We start from the raw sequence: 13,449 nt of genomic DNA on the forward strand, positions 1-13,449 counted from the left end.
ACCCACTGAGGAGTCCGCGCTTGCCCACCGCACCTCGCGGCGGACCAGGTCCTCACCCGGGGCACCCCACCGCGGAAGGAGGGTTGCCGGCCAGCAAGCCGGGGCTTGACGCTGGCGCTCATGACCTGCCGGAGACGTTAGCGGATGCGACGCCGATCGCGCGACCGCGACCCAGCCGATGAGACGACGGTCACGCGATCGGCGGGGCATCAACCGTCGTAGCGGAACCAGCCGGGAAGCGTCACCTGGAAGCCGTCGCTGACCCGGGTCGCCGTACCGCCGTACTGGTTGGGACCCTCGTTGAACCGCCAGCCGCCGAACACCTTGCCGTCGACCGCGACGCCGAGCGCGTCCGCGACCTCGCCGGACAGCCGCTCGTAGGAGACGCCGTCCCAGTTGCCGGCGGCGATCGGGTCGGCGGCGGTCGTGCTCACCGCGGTGCCGGACAGGGTCCAGAGAGTGAAGTGCACGTGCGCGCCGGTGCTGTTGCCGCCGCACGGCAGCGCGTTGCCGATGTGGCCGAGTTCGGTTCCGGCCTCGACCTGCTGCCCGTCGGTGACCTTGATGTTCTCCATGTGGTAGTAGCCGGTGCGCCAGCCGTCGCCGTGGTCGATGGTGACCCAGTCCCCGGCCGAGCAGTGCTGCAGGTGCGCGGTCCCGGCGAGCGGGGCCCGCACGATCCCGTCATCGGGGTTGAAGTCGATCGCGTTCTTCACGCCGTTGTTGCCGTCGTCGGAGTGGATACCGGCCGAACCGGTCTGTTGCCCGGCCGCGAACGGCAGGCCGAACACCGGGAACTCCGCCGCCTCCGCCCCGGCGGGCGCCACGACCAGGGTCGCGGCGAAGACCACCCCGGCCGCCGCGGCGGCGGTACGAGGTCTCCGGGGTCTTTGGATCGTGGGATTGACACGCGTGTTGGTCACTCCGCGTTCTCCTTCGTGCAGGGATTCCACCCAGTCGAGTTACGCCGAACGAGCGCAAGCTAGCCAGAAGAACCCCGCGAGGGAATACGCGGCGCACGTTCCCATTTACCAGTTAGTCATCGCTGACCCCGGAGGGGGCGCCCGTTGCGGGGTGGGGTCGTGAGCGGTCAGGCCGGTTAGCCCTCGCTGCCCCGGTCGCCTCGTTCGGTCGCGTCGAAAGTGCGCGCACTTTCGGGGCGTGTCGCGGCGGCACTTCCCCATCGTGGTGACCTCCTTGCCCGCGGGAGCAAGGGGACCGGGTGCTGGGGGTCGTGAGTGTTCAGACCGGCTAGAACCGGCGCAAACGCTCACGACCCTATTTTCCGGATCAGCGGCCGGACTCGCCCTTCCAGCGCGCCAGGCGGCCCGCGCGGTCGACCGCGCGCAGGCGGCGCTCGGCCGCGTCCCGGGACCGTTCGGTGGCGACCACGAGCAGCTCGTCCCGTTCCTGCAGCCGGGTGGTGTGCTGCGGGGTGAACCCTTCGCCGTGCCGGACGACCAGGCTGACCGTCGACCCGAGCGGCAGGCGCAGCTCGGACAGGTACACGCCGTGCAACCGCGACCCCGGCTGGATCCGCACCTGGAGCAGCTCCGCGCCGAGTTCGTCGAGCGGCGCGGAGTCGACCTGGATCTCCCGCGCCTCGGCGGACACGCTCAGGCCGAGCAGTTTCGCCAGCGGAGCCAGGGTCGCGCCCTGCACCAGGGTGAGCACGATGACCAGCACGAACACCGCGTCGACCAGGCGCTCGGCCCCGGGCAGCCCCTCGGCCAGCGGGATCATCGCCAGCACGATCGGCACCGCGCCGCGCAGCCCGGCCCAGGACAGGAACGCCCGTTCCCGCCACGGCACCCGGAACGGCAACGTGGCGACGAGCGCGGACAGCGGCCGGGCGAGCACCAGCAGTACCGCACCGGCCACCAGGCCGGGCACCACGGCGTCCAGCAGCCGTTCCGGCGACGCGAACAACCCCAGCAGCACGAACAGGCCGATCTGGGCCAGCCAGCCCAGCCCCTCGGCGAACGACAGCGTGTCCGAGCGGTGCGGCAGCCGCGAATTGCCGAGCACGACACCCGCCACATAGGTGGCCAGCAAGCCCGAGGCGTGCGCGAGCTGCCCGCTGGAATACGCGATCACGCACACCGCCACGGTCGCCAGCGGGTAGAGGCCGGTGGCCGGCAGTGCGGCCCGGCGCAGCGCCTGCGCGCCCACCCAGCCGAACGCGAGCCCGATCGCCAGCCCGGCGGCGAGCTCGTAGACCACCAGCAGCGGCAACGTCCAGTCGACCAGCATGCTGGAGGCGAGCACGACGACCGCGATGTAGGCCGGGGCGTCGTTGATACCGGATTCGAGTTCGAGGGTGCCGACGAGCCGCTTGCCGACCCCGGCCGTGCGGAGCACGGAGAACACCGCGGCCGCGTCGGTCGAGGCGAGCACCGCGCCCCACAGCAGCGCGGTGCGCCAGTCCAGGCCGAGCAGGAAGTGCAGCGCGACACCGGTGACCGCGATGCTGATCGCAACGCCCACAGTGGACAGTGCGATTCCGGGCCCCAGTGCGGGTTTGACCGCCTGCCACCGGGTGGTCAGGCCGCCCTCGGTCAGGATCATCACCAGCGCGGCGAGGCCGAGCGACTGGGTGAGCGTGGCGTCTTCGAACTCGACCCCGAAGCCCGCCTCGCCGATGAGGACGCCGATTCCGAGGTAGACCAGCAGCGAGGGCAGGCCGAGGCGGATCGATACGCGCACCGCGAGGACGGAGGCCAGCAGCACCAGCGCTCCGACGCCGAGCACGACCGGAAGTCCGTCCACCACGCCTCCCGTCTACCCCTTTTGCCGGGTCAAGAATAGGGAGTCGGGTCGTTCTTCCCAGCCAGGTGGTGGTGGCGCGCCGCTCACAGTCCACTGAGGAATGTCGCGGCGGCGGCCACCGCGGGCTTGGACGAACCCGCGCCCTTCAGCAGGACCGCGAACGCGACATCCCCGCGGTAACCGGCGAACCAGCCGTCGGACTGGGTTCCGTCGCCGAACTGGGCGGTGCCGGTCTTGCCGAAGACCTGGCCGCTACCGCGCAGCTCGGACGCGGTGCCGCCGGTCACCACCTCGCGCATCATCTGCCGCAGCGCCCCGATCACCCCGCCCGGCGGCGGCTGGTAACCGGTGTTCACCCGGGTGTCCAGGCCGCGCCACAGTTTCGGCGTGACCGCGCGGCCCGCGGCGACGGTGGCGGCCATCAGCGCGATCCCGAACGGGCTCGCCTGCACCTTGCCCTGCCCGATCGCGTTCTCGACCTGTTCGGCCTGATTGGCCGCCGGTTCGACCTTGCCCGCCTCGCTGGAGATCCCGGGGATCTCGAAGTCCGCGTTCAGGCCGAACTGGCTCGCCGCCCGCGCGAGCGCGTCCGCGGGCAGCCCGGACGCCAGCTGGGCGAACGTGGTGTTGCAGGAATGCGCGAAGGCGCTGTGCAGCGGCTGCGGCGGCAGCGCGAAGTTGTTGTCGTTGGGGATGGTGCGCTGGCCGAGCTGAACCGACGCCGGGCAGTCGAGGACGGTGTTGGCGTCCTGGCCGCCGTGTTGCAGCACCGCGGCCGCGGTGGCGATCTTGAACGTCGACCCGGGCGCGTACAGCCCGCTGAACGCCTTGGGGTCCAGCCCGGCGGCCGCGTTCTGGGCGACCGCGAGGATCTCGCCGCTGGAGGGTTGCAGCGCGAGCAGCGCCGCGGGGAACCGCGCGCCGTCGACCGCGGCCTGCGCGGCGCCCTGCGCACCGGCACCCAGGGTGATCGTGAGCGGTTTCGCCTGGGCGGTCCCGGTGCCGCCCAGGGTTTCCACGTCGGCCCCGGCGGCGTCGGTGCGGGTGACCGACCAGCCGCCCGCGCCCTGCTCCTGGGTGAGCTTGGTCATGCTCGACCGCAGCAGCGGCGCCGGATTGCCCTCGGCGGGCTGGATGCCGGACTCCTGCCAGAGCATCAGCGGTTTGCCGTCCCGGTCGACCACCGCCGGGGTGCCGGCGCGGGTGCGCAGCGCGAGCCGCTGGTTCGCCTCCAGCTTCGGGTGCACGAGCGCCGGGGTCCAGTGCACCGACCAGTGGTCGCCGGTGCGGATGAGCTGGAGGCTGTTGTCGTAGGCCCAGGTGCGCCCGGCGCCGAGGGTCCAGGTGACGTGGAAGGCGCCGCTCGCCTTGCCGTCCCCGGCCGGGGTGACCTGCCGCAGGAGGACCTGGGCCTGCGCCGCGGGCAGGCCGGTGCGCACCGCGGCGAGCAGCGCGCTCGCGGCGGCCGGATCGTCGGTGAGGTTTCCCGCGGCGGTCGCGTTCCCGGCGGCGAAGGCGTCCAGGTAGCGGGCCGCGACCGAGCTCGGCTCGTCCGCGGCTGCCGAGGGGGTCGCGGCCGCCGGTTCGGTGCCCGCGGAACCGCCCCGCAGTCCGATCACCGCGGCGACCACGATCGCGACGACGGCCGTCGCACCCCCGGCGAGTATCCAGCGCCTGGTAACGGGTTTCACCCGGACTCCCCCTGTTCCGACGGCACGTGTGGATCACGCACCGGCCCCGGGGAATCCATCGCGGGCGCGGCCCGGTCGTTACCGGGCGGCCAGCGCCGTGCCGACCAGGACCAGGCGGAGCACCCGTTCGGCCGCGTCGGCGAGCAGTTCGGCCGCATGCTCGAGCGCCTCGGGCAGCGTGATCGGCGCGGCGAGGATGCCCGCGTAGGCGTCGATCCCGGCGTCGAACGTGGTCCGGGCCCCGGCGCCGATGGTCCCGGCGAGCGCGATCACCGGTTTGCCGTGCCGCTTGGCGCGGCGGGCCACCTCGCCGGGCACCTTCCCGCGCGCGGTCTGCGCGTCGATCGCGCCCTCGGCGGTGAACACCAGATCCGCCGCGGCGAGCCGGGCGTCCAGATCGGCGTGGTCGAGCAGGACGTCGAAGCGCGGGAGCAGGCGGGCCCCGAGCATCCCGGCCAGCCCCGCGCCGAGGCCGCCCGACGCTCCCCCGCCCGGCACGAACCGCAGATCCACGTCGCGGTGGTGCTCGAGGAGCTTGGCCCAGTGCTCCATCGCCGTCGACAGGGCCTCGACCTGCTCCGGCCCGGCCCCCTTCTGCGGACCGAACACCCGGGCCACCCCGTGCTCGCCGACGAGCAGGTTGCACGGGTTGCACGCCACGGTCAGCTCGGTCCCCGCGAGCCGTTCGTCCATTGTGGACAGATCCAGCCGGACGACGTCGGCGAGGGTGTAGCCGTCCGCCTCGACCGGCGTGCCCACCGCGTCGAGGAACCGGGCGCCGAGGGCGCGCAGCGCGCCCGCGCCGCCGTCGCAGGTGCCGGAGTCCCCGCAACCGACCAGGATGCGGCGGCACCCCGCGTCGAGCGCCGCGCGGATCAGCTCGCCCACGCCGTAGGTGGTGGTGCGGCCGGGGTCGCGGAGGTCGGCGGGCACCAGGCGTAGCCCGGCCGCCGCGGCCATCTCCACCACGGCGGTGCGCGGACCGTCCCCGCCGAGGATCGCGAACTGGGCGCACACCGGCTCGCCGACCGGCCCGGTCACCCGCACCGGGACCAGTTCGCCACCGGTGGCCGCGGCGAGGGTGCGCGCCGAGCCTTCGCCGCCGTCGACCAGCGGCACGGTGTCGACCACCGCACCGGGCACGACCCGGCGCACCCCGGCGGTGATCGCCGCGGCCACCGCCTCGGCGGCCAGCGACTCCTTGAATCCGCTCGGGGCCACCACGAAACGCAACGGGGTCATGATCATCTCCTGGATCAGTGAAGGGACAGCCCGAGCGCGGGCCAGACGAACCGCGCGAAGCCGAGGACGAGCAGCACGACCAGCGGCCCGAGCACCGCGGACAGCCGCAGCAGGTCGCGGCGGTCGTAGGTGGGCACGCCCTCGACGGCGGCGAACAGGGCCACCGGTTTCGCCGAGGACGGGAGCGTGTGGCAGAACCCGGCCGCCACCGTCGACACGAACGCGATCGCCGCCGGGTTGAAACCGGCCGCGCTCGCCAGCGGGATCACCAGCGGCACCAGCACCGACGATCGCGCCGACCGGGACTGCAGGACCAGGTGGGCGCCCGCGCTGAGCACCACCACCAGTACCAGGAATCCCGATGCGGGCAGGCCGCCGCCGAAGACCAGTCCGGTCAGCCAGTGTGCGGCGCCGGAGGAGACAAGCGCGGAGCCGAGGACCGCGGTGGTCGCCATGAACAGCAGCAGGGACCACGGCACCGACTCGAGCTGGCGACCGAGTCCGGTCGTCCCCAGCCGGGGCGTGGTAATCACGAGCGCGCCAGCCAACGCCACCACGGCCGGGCCGATGCCGTGCAGCGATTCGGTGCACCACAACAGGATCACCCCGCCGAGCACGATCAGCGCACGCCGCTGGGCGGAGGTGAGCGGCTCCCCGCCGGGGACGCCCAGTTCCCGGGTTTCGATCGACAGCGGCCGCCGCCGGTCGGCCCGGGTCGTGGTGAGCAGCAGCACCACTTCGGCGGCACAGTGCGAACTCACCACGGCGAAGGGCAGCCCGAGCAGGAGCCACCGGCCGAAGCCGATCCCGGAACCGGTGGTTTCCGCGAGGACCTGGCTCGTGATCAGGTGTGCCCCGGCGCCGATGAGGCTGGCGATCGCGGACAGCAGGATCACCGAGGGAAAGAGGATCGCGAGCGCCCGGACCACGGATTCCCGCCGCCGCAAGGATTTCGCCAGCGCGACGAACACCGGCAGCGCCAGCGCGGCCCGGCCGGAGGTCGCCGGGATCGCGAGCGCGGTGACCACCAGCGCCACCGTCACCAGATGCGCGAGCTGCCGCACGGTCCGCGCCCGCGACACGAGCGCCACGGCGGCGCGCGCGGGAAGTCCGGTCGCCGCCAGTCCCCCGGCGAGGACGAACGCGGCGACCAGCAGCCAGATCGTCTCGTCACCCAGCGCGCCGAACAGGGTGTCCGGGCCGATGACGCCGGTGAACACCAGTGCCAGCGCGGCCACCAGGCCGACGAACGTGTCGTCGACGGGCGCGAACATCCACGCCAGGACCGCGGCCGCGAACACGACCAGCGCGGCCCGGCCGTGCGGGCTCAGCTCCCCGCCGGGCAGGACGTAAAGCAGGACCAGCGCGAGCACCGCCGCCCCGAACCCGATCAGGCCACGGCGACGCCCGCGGCCCGGCCCGGAGGGGATCGGGGTGGTCAGGCGCTCGGTCAGGGTGCTCATGACACCCAGCCTCCGACCGCCCCCTGAAGCACCCGTGAGCCCCAGATGAGAGCACTTTCATCTAAGGCACGGCGCGCACTTGGCCGGGAAAGTGCGCGGCACTTTCCCGGAAAAGTGCCCTCCCACCCTACCGAAATGGGGAACCCGGTAGACCGAAACGGGGAACTCGCGAGCGGGCGGGGCCCACTGGGGCGAGTCTCGTTCCGGTCGCCGAGTTCCACACTCAGGCAAGTGAACTACACACTCGGGCAAGCGAAATACACACTCGGGACCACCCCGCGACACCGATCGACTTTCCCGAGCCCACCGCGATCGGGCACCCGCCGGGTACCTGCCCGAATGTGCAACTCGCGTGCCCGAACGTGTAACTCGCGTGCCTGAGTGTGCAACTCGCGGCGGCGGGACCGTACCCAACTTACCGGGAAAACCTCAATGCGACGGGGTTCACTGGCCGAGGCGGTAGCCCATGCCGCGGACGGTTTCGATGCGGTCCGCGCCGATCTTGCGGCGCAGGGTGCGCACGTAGACATCGACCACATTGGACCCCGGGTCGAAGTCGTAACCCCAGACGTGCGAAAGGATCTGCTCGCGGGCGAGCACCTGGCCCGGATGCCGCAGGAACAGTTCCAGCAACGCGAATTCCCGCGCGGTCAGGTCGACCGTGCCCGCCGGGGTCTGCGCGCGGCGGGTGCGCAGGTCCAGGGACAGCTCTTCGTGCCGGAGCACGCCGACCTCCGGCGTCCGGTCCCCCGCCCGCAGGCGCAGCCGCACCCGGGCGAGGAGTTCCTCGAAGCGGAACGGTTTGGTCATGTAGTCGTCCGCGCCGCCTTCCAGACCGGCGACCGTGTCGTGCACCGAATCCCGGGCGGTCAGGATGATCACCGGGGTGGTCACGCGGGCGCGGCGCATCGCCTGCAGCACGGCGAAACCGTCCCGCTTCGGCAAGCCGAGATCGAGGACGACCAGATCGAACTCCCCGGCCACCGCGGTGGCCAGCGCGGCGTCCCCGTCGGCCACCACGGTGGTGGCGAAACCGTTGGCGCGCAAGCCTTTCTCCACGAAGGACGCGATCCGTTCCTCGTCTTCCGCGATCAGGATGCGGCTCATCGTTCTCCCCTCACCGGCAGTTCGACGCCGAAGGTCGCGCCCTCGCCCGGCACCGAATGCACGCGTGCCCGGCCGTGGTGCGCGTCGGCGATGGCTTTGACGATCGCCAGCCCCAGCCCGGCCCCGGACCGGCCGCCGCCGTCACCGCGGACGAACCGGCCGAAGATCCGTTCGGCTTCCCCGGGCGGCACCCCCGGGCCCGGATCGGTGACCCAGAACGACACCGCGTCGCCCTCGATCGCCGAGCCGATCCGGATGGCGTCGCCGTCGCCGGTCTGCTGCACCGCGTTCTGCGCGAGTTGCAGCACCGCCTGGGTCACCCGCTGCGGGTCCAGCCACGCGTCGCCCTCGCCGACCGATTCCAGCACCCACCGCCGATCCGCGATGGCCCGCGCCTTCGCCTCGATGTCACTGGTCAGCTCCGGCACGGAAACCCATTGGCAGCGCAGGAAATCCGGTTGCTCGGCCTTCGCCAGCAGGAGCAGGTCGTCGACGATCCGCGCCATCCGGTCGAGTTCGTCGGTGCACAGCCGGACCACCGCGGCCCGCTCCGCGGGATCGTCGCCCATCAGCTCGAGATGCCCGCGGACGATCGTGATCGGCGTGCGCAGTTCGTGCCCGGCGTCGTCGAGGAACTGGCGCCGGGTGGCGAACGCGTGCTCCAGCCGGTCGAGCATCGCGTTGAACTGCTCGGCGAGCGCGGCGATGTCGTCGCGGCCGTGCACCGGGATGCGGTGGGTGAGATCGTCTTCGGTGAGTTCGGCGGCGGCCTGCCGGACGGTCCGCACCGGCGCCAGGATCCGCCCGGCCACCAGCCAGGACACCCCGGCGGCCATGACCAGCGCGAGCGCGCTCACCCAGAGCAACGTCCGGACCGTGCCGGAGGCGTCGGCGCGCAGCGGATCGACGAAGTACCCGGCGACGAACCAGGCGTGCGGCCGGGTGTCGGATGCCTGCGGCGCGAGCACGTCGATCCGCAGCCAGCGGAGTTCACCGGCCGCGGTGGCCACGCTGCCGGTGCCCGCCGGACCGCTCACCAGGTCCCGCAGCACCGGCTGGTCCAACCGGATCCCGTGCACCGACTTGTCGATCTGTTTCAGCGCGTTCAGCTGGTTCCCGTTCTCCACCACGCCGAGCAGGACCTCGGCCTCGTGGATGTACTGGGTGCGCAGGTGCCGGTCGAACAGCGTCCACGGATCCTGGATCGCCCGGCCACCGCCCTGGTCGTAGCCGATCCGGGCGAACGTGCGGAACTCCTCGACGTCCTGTTCCAGCGCGCGGTTGATCCGGTTGCCGACCGAGGCGTACTCGGTCTCCGCCACCACCAGCACCACGGTCGCCAGCCCGGCGGTCATCACCAGCACGAACCAGCCCATGATCCGCACTCGCGCCGGTACCCGGCTGCCTTTCCTGGGCACCTCAGCCATCGTCGTCCCGGTCGCCGGGGCCGTCGTCATCGTCGTCGTCGATCGGTGGTGGCGGCGGCAGCTGGACCTGCGGCGACGGGGACGGTGACGGTGCCGGGGAGACCCCGCTCGGCGGCGGCCCGGGCGCTTCCCCGATCCGCACGACCGGGGGAACCCGCGGCGGCTCGGGTTTGGTGGCGAGCAGGGCGGCGAGCCCCGCGGCGACCGGCAACGCGATCACCGCGACGACCGCCACGATCCAGGGCGCACGACTCATGCCCCGAGCATCGTCCGCCTCGGCGAAGGCCGGATGAGCCGAAGATGAGGAAACCTTCATCCCCCCGACCTTCGCCTACGGATCACGCTTTCGCCACCGCGACGGCGACCTTGACGCCCTCGCCGACCGTTCCGGCGGAGCCGTCGGTCACCGGTCCGTAGGACACGGCCAGCGCGAGCGTCTCCGCCGCGACGAACTTCTCGTGCGTCCTCGCGGCCTCGGTCACCTCGTCCGGGGCGTCCACGGTCAGCTCGATCCGGTCCGCCACATCCAGTCCCGCGTCCCGGCGGGCCTGCTGGATCACCCGGATGAGGTCACGGGCGACACCCTCGTCGGCCAGTTCCGGGGTGACCTCGGTGTCCAGCAGCACCAGCCCCGAGCCGCCGGGGAGTTCGGCGGCCGCGCCGGAGTCCTTGGCCACCAGCCGCCGCTCGTACTCGCCCTCGACGAGTTCGATCCCGGCCGCCACCACGGCGCCCTCCGGCGAGGTCGTCCACTCGCCCGCCTTGACCGCCTTGATCACCCGCTGCACGTCCTTGCCCAGCCGCGGCCCGGCCGCGCGGGCGTTCACCGCGACCTCGAAACCGCCGTGCGCGGCCACGTCCGTGGTCAGCTCGACCGATTTGACGTTCACCTCGTCCCGGATGATGTCGGTGAACTCGCGCAACGATTCGGCGTCCTCGGCCGCGACCAGCAGCCGCGCCAGCGGCAGCCGCACGCGCAGCTTGTTCGCCTTGCGCAGCGACAGCGCCGACGAGCACACCTGGCGCACCCGGTCCATCGCGGTGACCAGCGCGGCGTCGGCGGGCAGTTCGTCCAGGCCGGGCCAGTCGGTGAGGTGCACCGACCGACCGCCGGTCAGCCCGCGCCACACCGTCTCGGTGGTCAGCGGCAGCAGCGGCGCGACGACCCGGCAGGTCACCTCCAGCACGGTGTGCAGGGTGTCGATCGCGTCCCGCTCACCGGCCCAGAAGCGGTCCCGCGAGCGGCGGACGTACCAGTTCGTGAGCACTTCGAGGAACTCGCGGACCGTGGCGCACGCGCCCGCGATGTCGTAGGTGTCCAGCGCGTACTCGACGTCGGTGACCAGCTCGTGCGTCTTGGCCAGGATGTAGCGGTCCAGCACGTGCCCGGAATCGGTGCGGTGCGTTCCGTCGACGCCCTCGGCGTTGGCGTACAGCGCGAGGAAGTAGTACGAGTTCCACAGCGGCAGCACAGCCTGCCGCACCGCGTCCCGGATGCCCTTGTCGGTGACGATGAGGTTGCCACCGCGCAGGATCGGGCTGGCCATCAGGTACCACCGCATGGCGTCCGAGCCGTCCCGGTCGAACACCTCGGTGACGTCCGGGTAGTTGCGCAGCGACTTGGACATCTTCTGCCCGTCCGAGCCCAGCACGATGCCGTGCGAGATGCAGGTGCGGAACGCGGGCCGGTCGAACAGCGCGGTGGCCAGCACGTGCAGCAGGTAGAACCAGCCGCGGGTCTGGCCGATGTACTCGACGATGAAGTCGCTCGGGTAGTGGTGCTCGAACCATTCGGCGTTCTCGAACGGGTAATGCACCTGCGCGTACGGCATCGACCCGGAGTCGAACCACACGTCCAGCACGTCCGGCACCCGGCGCATGGTCGATTTCCCGGTCGGATCGTCCGGGTTCGGCCGGGTCAGCTCGTCGATGAACGGCCGGTGCAGATTGTCCAGCCGCACCCCGAAATCCCGCTCCAGCTCGTCCAGCGAGCCGTACACGTCGGTGCGCGGATAGGCCGGATCGTCCGACTGCCACACCGGGATCGGCGTGCCCCAGTACCGGTTGCGGGACACCGACCAGTCGCGGGCGTTCTCCAGCCACTTGCCGAACTGGCCGTCCTTGACGTTCTCCGGGTACCAGGTGATCTGCTGGTTCAGCTCGACCATCCGGTCCTTGAACTCGGTGACCGCGACGAACCACGACGACACCGAGCGGTAGATCAGCGGGTTGCGGCAGCGCCAGCAGTGCGGGTACGGGTGCTCGTAGGTCTCGTGCCGCAGCAGCACCGCGCCCTGCTGCGCCGCCGATCCGGTGCCGTTCTTCAGGTCCCGGATGATGTTCGGGTTGGCGTCGAAGACGTTCTGCCCCTGGTAGTCCGGCACGGTCGCGTCGAACCTGCCCTGGGCGTCCACCGGGGTGACCGGTTCGATCCCGGCGGCGTCGGTGACGACCTTGTCCTCTTCGCCGTAGGCGGGTGCGATGTGCACGATCCCGGTGCCGTCGTCGGTGGTGACGTAGTCGGCGGGCAGGATCTGGTGCGCGTGCTCCCGGCCGGTGAAGAACGGGAACGGCGGGTCGTACCGGGTGCCGAGCAGTTCGGTGCCGGTGTAGTGCGCGAGGACCGCCGGTTCCTCGCCGAGTTCGCGGGCATACGCGGCGACCCGGGCCTCGGCGAGCAGGTAGCGCCGCCCGTCCGCGCCTTCCACCACCACGTACCGGACGTCCGGGTGCACCGCGGTCGCCAGGTTCGACGGCAGCGTCCACGGGGTCGTCGTCCAGATCAGCAGGTACGTGCCGTCGAGCTCGGAATCGTTGCCGGACAAGCGGAATCCGACGGTGACCGCCGGGTCCTGGCGGCTCTGGTAGACGTCGTCGTCCATCCGCAGCTCGTGGTTGGACAGCGGGGTCTCGTCGCGCCAGCAGTAGGGCAGCACGCGGTAGCCCTCGTAGACCAGGCCCTTGTCCCAGAGCCGCTTGAACGCCCAGATCACCGACTCCATGAAGGTGACGTTGAGCGTTTTGTAGTCGTTGTCGAAGTCGACCCAGCGGGCCTGCCGGGTCACGTACTCCTGCCACTCGTTCGTGTAGCGCAGCACCGACGCGCGGCAGGCTTCGTTGAACTTGTCGACGCCCATGGCCTCGATTTCGGCCTTCTCGGTGATGCCGAGCTGCCGCATCGCCTCGAGTTCGGCGGGCAGGCCGTGGGTGTCCCAGCCGAACCGGCGCTCCACCCGGCGGCCGCGCATGGTCTGGTAGCGCGGCACGATGTCCTTGACGTACCCGGTGAGCAGGTGACCGTAGTGCGGCAGGCCGTTGGCGAACGGCGGGCCGTCGTAGAAGACGTACTCGTTGCCGCCATGCACGCCGGGCTCGCGCGCCTGGATGCTCGCGGAGAAGGTGCGGTCGGTCTCCCAGTAGGCCAGGACCTGCTTCTCCAGCGCGGGGAAGGACGGCTGGGACGCAACGCCCGTGGTCTCGTCGCCGAGCTGAGCCTTCGGATACATCGTCGGTGTGCTCCTCGCGGTTCGTCTCTCTCGTACGGAGCCTGCGCTCCACACGGGGACGAGACGCGGCCGTCTCCGGCGCGTTCCGCGGTACCACCCCGCTTGCCCGTATCCGGCACGGGCCTCTCGTTCGGCGGCTGTGACGGGCCGCACCCGTCCGGTTCTACTGAGGACCACGGTCCCGTTCTTCCGGAGGCTCCCCGGTGATGGCCGGATCGACGCCCTGTGTGTCTAGGTTAACCGG

General features: G+C 71.7%; 9 protein-coding genes and 1 riboswitch. All 9 genes read right to left on the reverse strand.

All coding sequences use genetic code 11. The features are described 5' to 3' along the window. Nucleotides 1–11 precede the first annotated feature (11 nt). A riboswitch (SAM riboswitch) is annotated at nucleotides 12–126 on the reverse strand. A gap of 83 nt (nucleotides 127–209) precedes the next feature. Beyond that, on the reverse strand, nucleotides 210–923 hold the full coding sequence (locus FXO23_RS52290) for a M23 family metallopeptidase (protein WP_281356569.1): 714 nt from the start codon (nucleotides 921–923) through the stop codon (nucleotides 210–212). Nucleotides 924–1,290: 367 nt separating this feature from the next. Next, nucleotides 1,291–2,769: a potassium/proton antiporter gene (locus tag FXO23_RS22015; protein WP_158887273.1), complete on the reverse strand. Its 1,479-nt coding sequence runs from the start codon at nucleotides 2,767–2,769 to the stop codon at nucleotides 1,291–1,293. An 83-nt stretch (nucleotides 2,770–2,852) separates the two neighbouring features. Continuing rightward, entirely contained in the window at nucleotides 2,853–4,460 is a 1,608-nt protein-coding gene (locus FXO23_RS22020; RefSeq protein WP_246257657.1) for a penicillin-binding transpeptidase domain-containing protein, read from the reverse strand. A gap of 78 nt (nucleotides 4,461–4,538) precedes the next feature. Next, nucleotides 4,539–5,702 carry a glycerate kinase family protein gene (locus tag FXO23_RS22025; RefSeq protein WP_246257659.1) on the reverse strand — a complete coding sequence of 388 codons (1,164 nt, stop codon included), beginning with the start codon at nucleotides 5,700–5,702 and terminating at the stop codon, nucleotides 4,539–4,541. Between the two features lie 14 nt (nucleotides 5,703–5,716). After that, a complete protein-coding gene (locus tag FXO23_RS22030) occupies nucleotides 5,717–7,165 on the reverse strand; it encodes an SLC13 family permease (protein ID WP_158887274.1) in 1,449 nt (482 codons plus the stop codon). Nucleotides 7,166–7,609: 444 nt separating this feature from the next. Further along, nucleotides 7,610–8,272 (reverse strand): response regulator transcription factor, encoded by a 663-nt coding sequence (locus tag FXO23_RS22035; protein WP_158887275.1) that lies wholly within the window; start codon nucleotides 8,270–8,272, stop codon nucleotides 7,610–7,612. Continuing rightward, nucleotides 8,269–9,699 (reverse strand): sensor histidine kinase, encoded by a 1,431-nt coding sequence (locus tag FXO23_RS22040; protein ID WP_158887276.1) that lies wholly within the window; start codon nucleotides 9,697–9,699, stop codon nucleotides 8,269–8,271. The genes FXO23_RS22035 and FXO23_RS22040 overlap by 4 nt, the downstream gene beginning before the upstream one ends. Further along, nucleotides 9,692–9,955, reverse strand: a complete 264-nt coding sequence (locus FXO23_RS22045; protein WP_158887277.1) for a hypothetical protein — start codon at nucleotides 9,953–9,955, stop codon at nucleotides 9,692–9,694. The genes FXO23_RS22040 and FXO23_RS22045 overlap by 8 nt, the downstream gene beginning before the upstream one ends. A gap of 82 nt (nucleotides 9,956–10,037) precedes the next feature. Then, on the reverse strand, nucleotides 10,038–13,205 hold the full coding sequence (ileS, locus tag FXO23_RS22050; RefSeq protein ID WP_158887278.1) for an isoleucine--tRNA ligase: 3,168 nt from the start codon (nucleotides 13,203–13,205) through the stop codon (nucleotides 10,038–10,040). Between the last annotated feature and the right edge of the window lie 244 nt (nucleotides 13,206–13,449).

Source organism: Amycolatopsis anabasis, from assembly GCF_009765355.1.
GTDB lineage: Bacteria > Actinomycetota > Actinomycetes > Mycobacteriales > Pseudonocardiaceae > Amycolatopsis > Amycolatopsis anabasis.

Coding starts and splice junctions, on each gene's coding strand:
- FXO23_RS22025 (WP_246257659.1), bottom strand. CDS start 5,702: ATGACCCCGTTGCGTTTCGTGGTGGCCCCGAGCGGATTCAAGGAGTCG.
- FXO23_RS22030 (WP_158887274.1), bottom strand. CDS start 7,165: ATGAGCACCCTGACCGAGCGCCTGACCACCCCGATCCCCTCCGGGCCG.
- FXO23_RS22035 (WP_158887275.1), bottom strand. CDS start 8,272: ATGAGCCGCATCCTGATCGCGGAAGACGAGGAACGGATCGCGTCCTTC.
- FXO23_RS22040 (WP_158887276.1), bottom strand. CDS start 9,699: ATGGCTGAGGTGCCCAGGAAAGGCAGCCGGGTACCGGCGCGAGTGCGG.
- FXO23_RS22045 (WP_158887277.1), bottom strand. CDS start 9,955: ATGAGTCGTGCGCCCTGGATCGTGGCGGTCGTCGCGGTGATCGCGTTG.
- ileS (WP_158887278.1), bottom strand. CDS start 13,205: ATGTATCCGAAGGCTCAGCTCGGCGACGAGACCACGGGCGTTGCGTCC.